10 protein-coding genes are annotated in these 15369 nt (G+C 45.4%); 7 read left to right on the top strand and 3 right to left on the bottom strand.

What is annotated here, in order from left to right; translation table 11 throughout:
- Nucleotides 1–16: 16 nt before the first annotated feature.
- Together MASE_RS11150 and gap are read right to left on the bottom strand one after the other, a co-directional pair.
- Nucleotides 17–868 carry a D-hexose-6-phosphate mutarotase gene (locus MASE_RS11150; RefSeq protein WP_014949848.1) on the bottom strand — a complete coding sequence of 284 codons (852 nt, stop codon included), beginning with the start codon at nt 866–868 and terminating at the stop codon, nt 17–19.
- Between the two features lie 188 nt (nt 869–1056).
- Nucleotides 1057–2052: a type I glyceraldehyde-3-phosphate dehydrogenase gene (gene gap / locus MASE_RS11145; RefSeq protein ID WP_014949847.1), complete on the bottom strand. Its 996-nt coding sequence runs from the start codon at nt 2050–2052 to the stop codon at nt 1057–1059.
- 235 nt (nt 2053–2287) lie between these two features.
- Here gap and malQ point away from each other — a divergent pair, with 235 nt between their 5' ends.
- The 5 genes from malQ (at nt 2288) to msrB (ending at nt 11373) form a co-directional block, all read left to right on the top strand.
- A complete protein-coding gene (malQ, locus tag MASE_RS11140; RefSeq protein ID WP_014949846.1) occupies nt 2288–4486 on the top strand; it encodes a 4-alpha-glucanotransferase in 2199 nt (732 codons plus the stop codon).
- Nucleotides 4487–4644: 158 nt separating this feature from the next.
- The gene (glgB, locus tag MASE_RS11135) at nt 4645–6828 is read left to right on the top strand and encodes a 1,4-alpha-glucan branching protein GlgB (protein ID WP_014949845.1); all 2184 of its coding nucleotides are present in this window, start codon (nt 4645–4647) and stop codon (nt 6826–6828) included.
- Nucleotides 6829–6875: 47 nt separating this feature from the next.
- Nucleotides 6876–8963 carry a glycogen debranching protein GlgX gene (gene glgX, locus MASE_RS11130; protein ID WP_014949844.1) on the top strand — a complete coding sequence of 696 codons (2088 nt, stop codon included), beginning with the start codon at nt 6876–6878 and terminating at the stop codon, nt 8961–8963.
- A gap of 328 nt (nt 8964–9291) precedes the next feature.
- Nucleotides 9292–10845 carry an NADP-dependent phosphogluconate dehydrogenase gene (gene gndA / locus MASE_RS11125; RefSeq protein ID WP_014949843.1) on the top strand — a complete coding sequence of 518 codons (1554 nt, stop codon included), beginning with the start codon at nt 9292–9294 and terminating at the stop codon, nt 10843–10845.
- Between the two features lie 99 nt (nt 10846–10944).
- Nucleotides 10945–11373, top strand: a complete 429-nt coding sequence (gene msrB / locus MASE_RS11120; RefSeq protein WP_014949842.1) for a peptide-methionine (R)-S-oxide reductase MsrB — start codon at nt 10945–10947, stop codon at nt 11371–11373.
- A gap of 152 nt (nt 11374–11525) precedes the next feature.
- Here the strand turns inward: msrB and MASE_RS11115 are convergent, their stop codons facing one another.
- Complete coding sequence (locus tag MASE_RS11115) at nt 11526–12410, bottom strand: DUF2989 domain-containing protein (protein WP_014949841.1); 885 nt, start codon at nt 12408–12410, stop codon at nt 11526–11528.
- Nucleotides 12411–12601: 191 nt separating this feature from the next.
- Between MASE_RS11115 and MASE_RS11110 the strand changes: the two genes are divergently transcribed.
- Both MASE_RS11110 and MASE_RS11105 read left to right on the top strand, forming a co-directional pair.
- Nucleotides 12602–14047, top strand: a complete 1446-nt coding sequence (locus MASE_RS11110) for a glyceraldehyde-3-phosphate dehydrogenase (protein WP_014949840.1) — start codon at nt 12602–12604, stop codon at nt 14045–14047.
- Nucleotides 14048–14215: 168 nt separating this feature from the next.
- Nucleotides 14216–15355, top strand: a complete 1140-nt coding sequence (locus MASE_RS11105) for a M14 family metallopeptidase (protein ID WP_014949839.1) — start codon at nt 14216–14218, stop codon at nt 15353–15355.
- The last annotated feature ends 14 nt before the right edge of the window (nt 15356–15369 follow it).

The raw sequence follows: 15369 nt of genomic DNA, 5'->3' as shown, positions 1-15369 counted from the left end.
TTGCACTTCAAATAATTTACTTCGGAACAATAGATTGTTTCAGTGTGTGGCTAGCACCGGGGGACAGTGTCTTTCCCTGAGTTAGCGATGTTTCTACGCACAACATATGCTTATAGCCAAATGGGTCCATGTCTGAAATAGACGCTGCGCCTAACCACGGGTTCCACACTACCAAAGAGTCATTGCCGTCGGATACCACTTCCGTGAACGCGTTGCCTTCGACTTCAATTTCTGCCGTTTTAATCGGCGCAACATGAATGCGATCCGTTTCGCCTGTGATGGTGTAAGGACTCGGTGTCGTCTTTAATCCCCAGTCGTCAAGTTTGTCTTTATATTGGCCTTCAATTCCAGTTATTTGGGTATGTTGAATGTGGTCAACGTGGAAATATGTATGTAGCGCACAGTTAAATTCGAATGGTACAACACCCGTATTTTCTGTAGTTAGCGCGACGTCCATCGTCTCACCAACTGTAATTACCATGGTCACGTTACAATCGTTCTCAAACCCTTCAGCTCGGGTAAAGCTTGGCGAAAGCGTAATCGTTGTTCCGCTTTCTGTATCTTCTGAATGAATCAGCTTCCACACTTGTGTTCTCAAAAAGCCGTGAGCGGGGAGGGCACCTTTTTCTCGACCGTGATCATCGCTAAACCAAGGCCAGCACACCGGAATACCACCGCGAATAGGTCGCTCTCCGTTCAAGTAAGCATGGGGGCTTACCCAAAGACGCTCTCTGCCATCGCTTTTAGGCACATATGACAAGATATGACCGCCAAATAGGCTAATACGCGCAGAGGCAAACGCATTATCTACGTCTAAAAAGGTAAGTCCATTAGACTCACTAACGGTAACTGAACTCACAGGTGGCATAAGCCCTCCTTGGACTAATAAGAAAACAACAAAGGGTAAGCGACGGGAAAGCGTATGTCGCTGGAATATCGTTATTATGCGTGTTTACGACCACGAAAAACAAAAAAGGTGCAAACGCCGTGTTTACACCTTTAGATTAACTCAACTTTAGCGTGAATAGTTTAACTATTTTTGCTTAATACCGTTAATTACTTAGAAATGTGAGCCACAAGGTCTAGAACCTTGTTTGAGTAGCCCCATTCGTTGTCGTACCAAGAAACGAGTTTAACGAATGTATCAGTAAGTGCGATACCTGCAGTGGCGTCAAATACCGATGTGCGAGCGTCGCCAAGGAAGTCGTTAGACACAACCGCATCTTCTGTGTAACCCATGATACCTTTAAGCTCGCCTTCTGAAGCTTCTTTCATTGCTGCACAAATTTCATCGTAGCTAGCAGGCTTCGCAAGGTTTACAGTAAGGTCTACTACTGAAACGTTTGGCGTAGGTACACGGAAAGCCATACCTGTTAACTTGCCGTTAAGCTCAGGGATAACTTTACCTACTGCTTTTGCTGCACCGGTTGATGATGGAATGATGTTTTGACCAGCACCACGACCACCACGCCAGTCTTTCATTGAAGGACCGTCTACCGTTTTCTGTGTTGCAGTTGTTGCGTGAACCGTTGTCATCAAACCGTCTACAATGCCAAATCTATCGTTAAGCACTTTGGCAAGTGGAGCAAGACAGTTAGTTGTGCAAGACGCGTTTGAAACAATAGTTTCGCCAGCGTAGCTTTCTTGGTTAACACCCATAACGAACATAGGCGTGTCATCTTTAGAAGGTGCAGACATAACAACTTTCTTCGCGCCAGCTTCGATGTGCTTCGCGGCAGTTTCTTTAGTCAGGAACAGACCTGTTGATTCAACAACCACGTCAACGTCTACTTCATCCCACTTAAGTGCAGCTGGATCTCTTTCAGATGTAATGCGGATAGTTTTGCCGTTTACAACTAGGCTATTGTTATCTACTGTAACTTCACCGTCGAATAAACCGTGAGTCGAGTCGTATTTCAATAGATAAGCAATGTAGTCCGTGTCTAGTAAGTCGTTTATTGCAACAACTTCGATGTCGTTGCGCTCTGCTGCTGCGCGCATTACTAGGCGTCCAATACGGCCAAAACCATTGATACCGATGCGAATTGTCATAACGTACCCCGATTATTTAAATAAAATGAAAATAAATTACGTAAAGTATGGATCAAAATGCCATAATTAGCAAAATAAAAAGCCAAAGTGTTGCAAAATTACGAATAAGTGCTATTGCAATCGTATTCAGATATCGCCAAGCCCTTGTTTCTAGAATAATGTTAAAAATTTGTTTGTAGACGCACTATGCTTAATTTGCTTTGCGTCTTTTACCGAATAACAGGAATGACACACCATGACACAACAACTTCTGCAACAACTGGTTGAAATGCGGGGAATTGAAACCCAATACGTCGACGCATGGGGAAAGCCAGCAACCATCGCAGAATCAAGTAAAGCAAAACTGCTTAACACACTTGGCTATGACACCAGCAGTGATGAAAAAATTCAGTCACAAATTACACAAGATATAAAGTCGGTATGGTTGTCGCCGTTAAATCCTGTTCAAGTGGTTCGCAATACCCAAGAAATTAATCTAGCTGTTCGTTTGCCTATCGAGTTAGTGAACGATGATCACACGCTCACGGTCACCTGTGAAAATGGTGACGTGCTCACTCATCAATTTACGCCAGTTGACCAAGAAATGACGACGATGGCGCATATCGACGATGTAGAGTTTCATGAATACGTAGTAACACTGCCTTTGGATTTGCCCCTTGGTTATCACGATGTAGCCTTAAGCGCTGATGACGATGAGTTTGCGCGTTCTCGCTTAATTGTGGCACCAGAAGCGTGCTACACGCCAAACGAAATTAAAGAAGGCAAAAAAATATGGGGCTTAAGCGTTCAACTTTACTGCGTTCGCAGTGAAAAGAACTGGGGTATTGGTGATTTTTCTGATTTAGCTCTGCTTATTGAAAAAGCCGCTGGTGTGGGCGCAGACTTTATCGGACTCAATCCTATTCATGCGCTTTACCCCGCAAATCCCAACGCGTGCTCGCCTTATGGACCAAGCTCACGTCGCTGGCTTAATTATTTGTATATCGATGTGACTGCCATTGACGGGTATGACGATGCATCAGTACAAGCGGTAGTGCGCAGTGATGAGTTTAAAGCCACGCTTGAACATGCACGTAACGTAGAACATGTAGACTACGAGGCAGTCGCCCATGTGAAATTGGCTGCGCTTAAAGCAGTATTTGATGTTTACGATGCCAAATACCTTCGTAAAAGCACAAAGCAAAATAAAGCGTTTAAAGCCTTCGTAGAAGCGGGCGGTGAAAGCTTAGATATGTTAGCGGTGTACGACGCCCTGCAATCGCACCTAAAAGCTGAAGGTAAAGACAGCTGGGGATGGCCGGTATTCCCACAAGAATACAAAGACTATTACAACCCAGCCGTGGCTAAGTTTAAGAGTGCAAACGAACAAGACGTCAAATTTTACTTGTTCCTACAGTGGATTGCCGCCCAACAGCTTGAGCTTGCAAGCAACAAAGCTACTGATGCAGGCATGACCATTGGTCTTTATCGGGACTTGGCGGTAGGCGTTAGTGAAGGCAGTGCAGAAATTTGGGGTAACAAAGACCTATACTGCACAGGCGCAAGCGTAGGTGCTCCACCGGATATCTTAGGTCCACTAGGCCAGAACTGGGGGCTGCCGCCTATGGACCCTCGTAAGCTGTATGAACAGGGTTACCAACCTATTATTGACTTGTTTGCGTCTAACATGGCGTCGTCAGGCTCATTGCGTATCGATCACGTCATGGCGTTGCTGCGTTTATGGTGGGTTGTGAAAGGCGATAACGCTAAAGATGGCGGCTATGTTTATTATCCTGTAGACGATTTACTCGGTATTCTAGCGCTAGAAAGTCACCGCAATCAGAGCCTGGTTATTGGTGAAGACTTGGGTACTGTACCAGAAGAAATTCGCAGCAAGCTTGCTGATAATGGCGTGTACTCATACCGTGTATTTTTCTTCGAACAAGCGGAAGACGGCGGTTTCTTCTCACCTAGTCATTACCCTGTTCAGTCTATGTCAACGTTGACTACTCACGATATGCCAACGCTGATTGGTTACTGGCACTGTTTAGATTTAGAGCTAGGCAAAGAAATAGGGCTTTATCCAACAGAAGAAATCCTTCAAACGCTTTATGCGGATCGTCATGAAAATAAACAGGCGATACTTGATACGTTGCACGGCCACGGTTCAATTGGCGACAATGTAGGCCGCGATGTTAATCATACGGGTATGAATCGCGAACTGAATAACGGTATGCAGGTGCACATGGCAGGTGGCTCGAGCGCATTATTGAGCCTGCAATTGGAAGACTGGTTAGAAATGGATAAGCCGGTCAATATTCCTGGTACTTTTGACGAGTATCCAAACTGGCGAAGAAAACTCACAGAGAATATCGAGTCGATGTTCGATAGACATGATATAAATGAGTTGGCGTCTAAACTTACTCATGCCAGAAAGCAAGCAAGTCAGGGTTAATTGCCATTATCAAAGAAATGATCATAGGCGGTTGCCTGGGTAACTTAAACGAGTAAGATAAAGTACCAAGACGGTACTTGATAGAGCTTAAATGTATACAACGCATTTAAGCTCACAATTCAACCCGCTGCCATGCGGGTTTTTACTAGGAGTAGCGAATGCAATTAGCGCAGCAGTTTGAACAGGTATTATGTTCTCAGCCGTTTTCCCATTTAGGTGTAGTTAAAAATCAGCAGAAGTCGGTACTTCGCGTTTGGCGTCCTAATGTCAGCAAGATAACGATTGAATGGGAGAATGCAGCGCTAGCAAATGTAACCGTTACCTCCAAAAATGGTCTTTTTGAAACACCACTGCCTAAAGAATATCAGGGTGAGGTTTATCGCGTTATCGCCGAAGGCTTGAATGACGATAAGGGCTATATCGATCCTTATCAATTCTCCGAGCAGGCGTATCATGCGGTACACTACATCGATAGCAAGCCTTCAAACTTGTATGAGCAAGCGGGCGCGCAACTTTTAACACTCACTTCATCACAAGGCGATGCGATAAAAGGTGTCAGGTTCTGCGTTTTCGCGCCCAATGCGAGTACGGTGTCGCTCATTGGCGATTTCAATCAGTGGGATGGGCGCACGCATCCTATGGAAAAGACCTCTATGGGATACTGGGTACTGTTTGTGCCAGAACTCGCAGAGGGAGAGCGCTACAAGTATCACATTAAAGATGCACACGGCCACGACCTACCGCACAAGGCTGACCCACTTGGCTTCAGTGCAGAGCAGTATCCTTCTCATGCTTCGAAAATTTACAACCACAATAACTATGAGTGGAATGATAGTGCATGGATGGAAAAGCGAAAGGGGAATAAATACAACAGCCCAATGAGCATTTATGAGGTGCACCTTGGCTCTTGGAAGCGCCCGGGTATTGAAACTGATGCGCGCTATCTTACCTATAAAGCGCTGGCCGATGACTTAATAAGCTACGTCAGCGATATGGGTTACACTCACGTTGAATTGCTGCCTATTTCCGAGTTTCCTTTCGACGGTTCATGGGGCTATCAGCCCGTGGGAATGTTCGCACCAACGAGTAGATTTGGAAACCCAGATGAATTTAAATACTTTGTTGATAAGGCTCACCAAGCAGGTATAGGCGTAATTATCGACTGGGTACCTGCACATTTCCCGGAAGACGGCCATGGCTTGGCGCGATTTGATGGTTCTTGTGTTTATGAATATGAAGATCCGAGGAAAGGTTGGCATCCGGATTGGAATTCTTGCATTTACGATTTCGGCAAAGACACAGTTCGTCAGTTTTTAGTTGCAAACGCACTGTTTTGGCTAGACAAATTTCACGTTGATGGACTCAGGGTTGATGCAGTGGCATCCATGCTTTATCTCGACTATTCACGCAATGACGGAGAGTGGATCCCGAATGTGGATGGTGGCAACGAAAACTACGAAGCCATCAGCTTACTGAAATGGATGAATGAAGAAGTGTACAAGCACTTCCCAGACGCCATGACAATTGCCGAAGAATCAACGTCGTTTCCCAAGGTTTCTCGCCCAGTATTTGATGGTGGTTTGGGCTTTGGCTTTAAGTGGAACATGGGGTGGATGCACGACTCATTACACTACATCGCTAAAGACCCCGCCTATCGCAACTATCACCATGGCGATATTACCTTCAGCATGGTTTACGCGTTTGACGAAAACTTTGTGCTGCCTATCTCGCACGATGAAGTGGTACACGGCAAAGGCAGTATGCTGCATAAAATGCCTGGCGATGAATGGCAGCAAGCTGCTAACCTGCGTTGTTACGCGGGCTTTATGTACGGTCACCCCGGCAAGAAGCTTAACTTTATGGGGAACGAGCTTGCGCAGGCACGAGAATGGAACCATGACAGTAGTTTAGACTGGCACTTGCTCGATTACGAAAAACACAAAGGCATTCAAGCGCTTTATAAGGCGCTCAACCACCTCTATACGTCTACGCCAGCGCTTTACGAGCAAGACCACGAACCAGGGGGCTTTGCTTGGCTCGACCACAATAATGCAGACCAAAGCGTGGTTTCATTTGTTCGCATGTCAAAAGATGCGAAGCAAAAAGTATATGTGGTATCTAATTTTACGCCTGTGCCACGTCAGAACTTCAGAATAGGCGTAGATGATGCATGCACGCTAACGCTAGCACTAAACACTGATGATGGTGCATATTGGGGTAGTGGCTACGACGTTGCTTCTACTGTTAATACGCAAACCATACCTTGGAATGAGCGTACTCACTCTGCAGAAATCACGTTACCGCCGCTAGCCACGGTATTTTATGTTGCCAATGTGGATTAATCCGACTAGGGCGACACGCCCCAGTGAAGAGATAAATTGAGAACGAAGTGAACGAAATTCGAGACACCGCACTAATTGTAGAAAGTGGAATGGGGAAGGCATATCCACTTGGCGCAACAGTTACACAAGACGGTTGTAATTTTGCCGTATACGCGCCCGATGCGAAGGCGGTCGTGTTGTGTTTTTTCAATAGTGACACAGAAGAGGCGGTGAGTGAGCATCCATTGCCTGAGAAAACTGGTGATGTTTGGCACGGTCGTTACAGCGGCGTTAGCGCAGGACAATACTATGGTTATCGCGTAGAACGCGGTGAGGGAGGGTTACATGCGGTACCCACCGACAAACTGCTAATCGACCCTTACGCCAAGAAAATTAGTCGCGCAATAAAATGGGACGCTAGGCAATACAAACACGACTCTCAGTTTATGATCCCCAAGTGCATAGTAATTGATCAAAATGACTATGCGCCGAGTCATGTGAGCGCGCCTGTTATACCGAAACACAAGCGAGTAGTTTACGAAGCACATATTAAAGGGCTAACAAAACTCCATCCCGATGTACCTAAAGAACACCGTGGCAAATTTATCGGTGCTGCCCATCCGAGTGTCATCAAGCATCTCAAAGCATTAGGCATAACCACGGTGCAATTTATGCCGTTGTGTTCATTCATGCCTGAACCATTTATTACAGAGAAAGGCTTAACCAATTATTGGGGATATAACCCGGTTAACTTCTTTGCACCTGAACCACGCTACGGTGTGTCAGATGCGCTTGCTGAACTGAAGTCTATGGTAGATGCTTATCATACTGCCGGACTTGAGGTTATTGTTGATGTGGTATTTAACCATACAGCAGAGGCAGGCAATGGCGGTCCTATTCTTTCTTATAAGGGGTTTTGTCCTTACCAAGCGTACTTATTAGAGCAAACGAAAAACGGAGAATTGGTTTATTCTAACCACTCTGGCTGTGGTAACACGGTAAATACTGCGCAGCCATTTATGATGGGACTTATTTTAGATGCCATGCGCCACTGGGTATCCGTAATTGGCGTTGACGGCTTTCGTTTCGATTTAGCAGTATGCTTGGGAAGAGAGCCACAAGAATATAGTAAAAAATCTGGGCTGCTGAGAGCCATTAGTAGCGACCCTGTTCTAAAAGAGAGGGTATTGCTTGCCGAACCCTGGGATATTGGGCCTGGCGGCTACCAAGTGGGTAACTTTCCGTCCCCGTGGTTAGAGGTGAATGATAAATACCGCGATACGGTGCGCGCCTTCTGGCGTGGAGACGATGGCGTTACCGCGGACTTTGCTACCCGTTTAATGGGCTCACGAGATATATTTCACAAAGGCCATCGACATATCAGTACGTCGGTAAATAACGTGACATATCACGATGGGTTCACGCTGCACGATATGGTGACCTACGCCGAACGTCACAATCTCGATAACTTAGAAGAAAATCGAGATGGCCATGGACACAACCTGTCTGCCAATTATGGTGTTGAAGGGGAAACGAATGACGAGCAGATACTCGCTATGCGTGAGCGTCAAAAGCGCAATCTCTTTGCAACTCTGATCTTCTCGCAAGGTACCCCGCATATTCTTGGTGGCGATGAATTAAGCCGCACCCAAAATGGCAATAATAATGCCTATTGTCAGGATAATCCTATTAGCTGGATGAATTGGGAATTAAACAAGCGCAAGCAAGATTTTCTTAGCTTCTGCCAATATGTGATCCGTTTGCGTCAGTCCTCTTCACTGTTAAGCGAACTAAAGCTGCACGATGATACGTTTACGCTCTCACGAAATGTAAAAGAAATAAATTGGTATAAGCCCGATGGTTCTGACAAAGCGTCTGAAGACTGGAATGCGCATCATAACAAAGCGTTTGGTGTGGAAATAAAAGGTTGTGTAACGGGCGAACAGAAGCCAGAGCACTGGTTCTTGTGTGTTAATGCAAGTGAAAGCGACGTGCGTTTTCACCTACCTTCTGTCATACCCAGGGGAGGGTGGACCATGCACTTGGATACGCGCTACAGCTCTCTTGAAGAACAGCCTTCAATTTGCATTCAGAAGGTGTTTTTACAGGCCAGCAAATCGCTAACGTTGTTCAGTTTTTCTCAGTTCTCTGGATAGAATAATGGCTTACAATACGACCTTATACTTGGTTAAGGATGCCTTTAAAGAATTTAAGAGTACCGCTAAACGGCACCAAACCCAATGCACGTTAGCTGAATAAGAAACAGAGTCTTTACCTTTGTGTAAATTTCATACAGCATGGGTAAAAGCGCGTAACGCAGGTGCTGAATGCGTGCCAAAATCTCGGCTAAACTAGCTTACAAAACCCGTTAATGTTTACCGCTGGTGACAATTACACCACTGCGCACTAAATTGTTAGCTTAGACTGTTCTTTATTCTTTCAGGTGGTATCATGCGCAGCCATCTGAAATGTGAGGGTGTTCCTATGCAAAAGAAAGGTGGTAATTCGCACGAAGACAAGTCGTGTGATATTGGTTTTATCGGTTTAGGGGTGATGGGTAGTAACCTAACCATGAACCTAGTGGACCATGGCTATCGCGTAGCGTGTTTCGATTTAGACCAAAACAAAGTTGAGTCTATTCTTGCCAAAGACGCAAGCGAAAGAGCTGAAAATACTGAGCCTCGTGTTGAAGGCTGCAGTTCTTACACCGAGCTTTTAAGCAAGTTAAAAGCCCCGCATCTTATTATTATCTCTGTGCCTGCTGGCGATCCTGTTGACCACGTTTGCAATCATCTTATTGACGCCGGAATTCACGCTGACGATATCGTGGTTGATACTGGCAACAGTTTGTGGACAGACTCTGTAGCACGTGAAGAGCAGTACAAAGGTAAATTTATCTTCTTCTCTACCGCCGTGTCAGGTGGTGAAGTAGGCGCTCGTTTCGGGCCATCTCTTATGCCTTCAGGCAACCCTTATGCATGGACACGCATTGAGCCTGTTCTTAAAGCTATTGCTGCAAAGGTTGACCCAGAAACAGGTAAACCATTAGAAAGCCATACGCCAGGTCAACCAGTGTTAGAAGGCGAACCATGTGCGACCTACATCGGTCCGGTTGGAGCCGGGCACTATGTAAAAATGGTTCACAACGGTATCGAATACGCCGACATGCAGCTTATCTGCGAAACTTACCATGTTATGCGCGAAGCGCTACATATGGCGCCAGCTGAAATAGCAGAGGTGTTTCGTCGCTGGAACGAAGGCAAGCTGAATAGCTACCTGATGGAAATTAGTGCTGAAGTTCTTGAGCAAATGGATCCAGAAACACAGCAGCCGTTGGTTGATGTGATCTTAGATAGAGCAGGTCAAAAAGGTACAGGCCTTTGGACTGCAGTAAGCGCATTACAGGTAGGTAGTCCGGCACAGACCATCACTTCTGCGGTATTCGCGCGCAGTATTTCTAGTTTGAAAGACGAGCGTGTAGCTGCGAGCAAGGTTCTTGCTGGCCCTGATGCGCCATCGTTCAGCGATGATGAGAAAATGTCGATCATTAACAAGCTAGAGCAAGCGCTTTATTGCTCTAAAATCTGTGCGTACGCACAGGGCTTCCAGTTAATGGCTATGGCAGGCAAAGAACACGGCTGGACACTGGAGTTTGGTGAAATAGCGAAAATATGGCGTGCAGGCTGTATTATTCGCGCCGTATTTCTTCAGTCTATTTCTCAGGCTTACGAGAATAACGAAGACTTAGCCAACTTGCTATTGGACCCGTTCTTTGCGGAACAAATTACGCAGTATCAAGCTGACTGGCGTGAGTCAATTGCACAGGCGACACTGGCTGGCGTGCCTTGCCCTGCAATGATGTCGGCGCTAAGCTATTATGATTCGTATCGCACAGCCGTGCTACCTGCTAATTTGCTGCAAGGCCAGCGCGATTATTTTGGCGCACATACTTATCAGCGTGTAGATAAGCCAGCAGGCAAAAAGTATCACATCGAGTGGAGTGATCCTGCACGTCCGCAAACCGCTATCAAAAAATAGTATGAACTAAATAGTGTTACACGCGCTCATAATTGAGCGTAAACTATCGAAAGGTGTATTTGTTTTCAAATACACCTTTTTTGTTTTAAGAGGTAAGTTATGTCGACAGATGAAAAAGCAAACGCATCAGTAGCTAAAAAAGACTGGAAAACTGAGCTCACTGACGAGGAATATTATGTATGCCGCGAAGCGGGTACTGAGCGACCTTTTACTGGAGTATTGCTAGACGAGCAGCGAGATGGATTGTACGTGTGTAAGTGCTGCGAAGCGCCACTTTTCCCCTCAGATACTAAATTTGATGCTGGTTGTGGATGGCCTTCTTTCTATAAGCAGCTTGATGACGGTAATGTAGATTACAGAGAAGACTTGAGTCACGGTATGCGTAGGGTTGAGATTTTTTGTAAGCAGTGTGGCTCGCACTTAGGCCATGTATTTCCAGATGGTCCTGCGCCAACGGGTCAACGCTACTGCGTAAATTCGCTATCTATGACCTTTAAAGGCGAAGATGATACACAAATTAAAGGTTAAAAAGCCCTAGGTGAGCGCTTGATTAAGGTAAACATCTGATTAAATTTTGACCTCATGTGGAAAGTAGAGAGATCCAATCATAAAAAACCGCCCATAAACGGCGGTTTTTTTAATTATTTACCAATGAAATTGTGTAATTGAGTTTCAAAAAATCAGAGCTTATCCAGTTTCAATGAATCTGCGTTGAAGGTCGCGCTATTCAAGTTACTGACTATTTCATCAACAATGTTATCTAGAATGCCTACTGGAAGGGCATAGCGTTGTCCAAGTTGAACACGCTGAGTGTCGCTAAGTCTCTCATCGAAGGCTTCAGCCACACCATACCAAACATAGGCAAGGCGATAGTTGTCCATATCCATTCCCATTGAAGCAAGCGAGTAGAAGATACTGACATCAATGTCGTCGCTATCTGTATATAAACTTAGCGCGCGATATAAGGTTTCAATAGTACGCTTTTGGTCTGTTTTAATTTGAACAGAGGCCAGTGCGACCAGTAGCTTTGGATCGCTTACACGGTTGCTGGCAGCGTAGCGCTCAAAGCGATGAAAAGCCTCTTTGTCGTTATACCGTGTCCAATGATAGTAAGAAAGGTAAGGATCAAGGGAGTCTTTCGTCTCGCGGCTTAGGCGTTTAATTTCACGCTGAGCAGTAATAACGCCTTTTAGCCGTGTCGCTTCCTTGCCTTTGCGTTTAACGTGTTCGATATGCTGCACTTCTTCAACGCAGGTTAGATACTCTTCGAAGTTCAGAAGGAGCGGGTACTTGTAAGCGTCGTCTTTTGAATCTTGATTGTAGTAACGCAAGCGAATAATCTCAGCTCGCTCGCCGCGACAACGGGCATCCAAACTCAAATCTAAGCAAATCTCGCTGTGAGATTCACAAATTTCACTGATAGTAGGTTCAAAAAGATCGCCACAACCCGTCAGTGTTGTCGCTGCTGCCAGCCACACCGTCGTTACATAACCTTTTGTTGGAAACTTACTAAATAAACTCTCTGTTATACGAGTTTTCATAGAGGTTTTGAAACTTATCAACAATTTGGTCTTCCTTGCTTGTTTATTTAAGATACTGCTCGTCACCGTCAGGCGAAAACTCACCTAGTGTACCCTAAAAATAATAAAAAGCTGACGCGTAATTAGGATTAGTTATGTGTGTTTGTGCCACAAAAAATTGGCCGCGCATACAACAATGACAACACCGTTAAATTAATATCGATGAAGGCAGAAGCATGAATCAACAGTTTGAGCAGGAATTACAAAGCAGCTGGCAAGAGCGTCAGGAATACGCAGAAATGATGTTGCCCCTTATTGGTAAATTGTATCGCAATAAGGCAGTTGAAATTTCGGTTTATGGACGCTCGCTACTGAACGCCAGTGCTATTGATGTTATTAAAGCGCACCGCAAAGTGCGTCTGCACGAAGGTATTAAGCTACGCCTACGCGAAAGCTATCCAATCTTAGAAGCCTTGAGCAACATGAAGCTTGCTCCTGCACAAATTGATATTGGTAAATTGGCTTTTGATTTTCACTACGGTTCTGCGGTCGACAACAACGACCTTACGGCCTACCTTAACGAAAAACTAAACGACGTTGCCGATAAAGAGGACGATCAGAAACCTCAGGACGTTGTACTATATGGTTTTGGCCGTATAGGTCGTTTACTTGCTCGCTTGCTTATTGAACGCCAAGGTAAAAACAATAAGCTTCGCTTACGTGCCATTGTGGTTCGTGGCGGGCGCGATGGCGACCTAGAAAAACGCGCAAGCTTACTGCGCCGCGATTCAGTGCATGGGCCATTCAACGGCAGCATCACAGTTGACCACGAGCGTAACGCGCTAAAAGCAAACGGTTCATACATTCAAGTCATTTATGCCAACAGCCCAGATGAAGTGGATTACACGCAATATGGTATCGATAACGCTATCATCATAGACAACACGGGTATTTGGCGTGACCGCGATGGCCTTGGCCTACACCTTAAAGCTAAGGGTGCAGCGAAAGCTATTCTTACTGCCCCGGGTAAAGGTGACATCAAGAACATCGTACACGGTGTAAATGACGAAGAAGTAACTCCAGAAGATACAATTGTATCTGCTGCTAGCTGTACGACCAACGCAATAACGCCGGTACTTAAAGCGCTAGACGAAGAATATGGCATTGAAAACGGTCACGTTGAAACCGTTCACTCTTACACTAACGACCAAAACCTTATCGATAACTACCACAAAGGTGATCGTCGTGGACGTAGTGCGCCACTTAATATGGTTATTACCGAAACGGGCGCTGCGAAAGCCGTTGCCAAAGCGTACCCGAAACTGGCAGGTAAACTTACCGGTAATGCTATCCGCGTACCTACACCTAATGTGTCGCTAGCGATTTTGAACCTAAACCTTAAAACACCGGTGGATCGCATTGCAGTTAACGAGTTCTTGCGCGATACCGCGTTGTTCTCAAAGCTTCAACACCAAATTGACTACACGGCAAGTAAAGAGATTGTGTCAACAGACTTAGTCGGCTCTCGCGCTGCGTCTGTGGTTGACTCTCAGGCGACCATCGCCGCTGATAACCGCCTGACACTATATGTGTGGTATGACAACGAGTTTGGTTACAGCTGTCAGGTACTGCGCGTGGTTCGTGATATGGCAGGGCTAAGTTTCCCTACGTTGCCGCTTTAAGCAACACGCAGTTTAATTAACTGTATAAAAAACCGACCTAAGTGGTCGGTTTTTTGATGGTGTAAACATTTTGTATACTTTCTATAGTACAAAACCCGCTGTGCGCGTGGAATTTGTGTTTACGTCTATGCTAAATTAGCGCTCAAATAATGAGGAAAACGACAGTCTATGCATATTTCCAGTCAATTCGACAGCGGTAACATTGAAGTTGTTAGCGCACAATCACCAGACGATATCCGTCTAACCATTCCCAACGACAACCAATCTGAATTTGCTCAGTGGTTCCATTTTCGTTTAGTGGGCGAAACTTTTGTAACTCACACAATGACGATTGGTAATCTGGCTAAGTCAGCGTATCCAGAAGGTTGGAAGGGATATAACGTTCTAGCGTCTTACGACCGTCAAACTTGGTTTAGAATTCCTAGCGAATTTGACGGTGACAATCTTACGTTCTCACTAACGCTAGAACAGCCAAGTGTGTACTTCGCGTATTTCATTCCTTTTAGCTACGAACGTCACCTTGACCTTGTACACGACGCGCAGATGTCACTACTGTGCGAGCACAAATTCCTAGGCCTTACCCTTGATGGCCGTGATATGTCTATGCTGGTTATCGGTGAAGAAACACCAGAAAAGAAAAAAGTCTGGATCACGGCACGTCAACACCCTGGCGAAACCATGGCCGAGTGGTGTGCCGAAGGTATTATTTATCGTCTGCTCGACGAGCAAGATGGTTTGGCGCGACAGTTGCTTGATAATGCTGTTTTCTACATTGTGCCAAACATGAACCCAGACGGCAGCGCACGCGGTCATCTGCGTACCAACGCTGTAGGAACCAATCTAAACCGTGAGTGGGCAACGCCTTCGCAAGAAAAAAGCCCAGAAGTACTTTACGTACTGAATGCAATGAGCGAAATTGGTGTAGACATGTATCTTGATTTGCACGGTGATGAGGCATTGCCGTACAACTTTGTCGCAGGAAGTGAGGGTAACCCTAGCTACAATGACACCATCAAAATGCTTGAAAATACGTTTAAAGATGCGCTGTTGAACGCTACGCCAGAGTTTCAAGATGAATTTGGTTACGATAAAGATGAGCCAGGCAAGGCTAATTTAACCGTAGCGTCAAATGCGGTGGGCGAGAAATTCAAATGTATGGCATATACAGTGGAAATGCCATTTAAAGACAATGCAGATGTACCGGACGATATCTACGGTTGGTCGGTACAGCGTAGCCGTCAATTAGGTGAAGATTTACTTATTGGTGTGAATGCAGTTGTTAAAAAGCTAAAAGCATCAGAGCAATAAAACAAGAATAAGGA

Source organism: Alteromonas macleodii ATCC 27126 (assembly GCF_000172635.2).
Taxonomy (GTDB): Bacteria; Pseudomonadota; Gammaproteobacteria; order Enterobacterales; family Alteromonadaceae; genus Alteromonas; species Alteromonas macleodii.
Note: the sequence above shows the minus strand (reverse complement) of the source record. Positions and strands in the feature narration are given on the sequence as shown.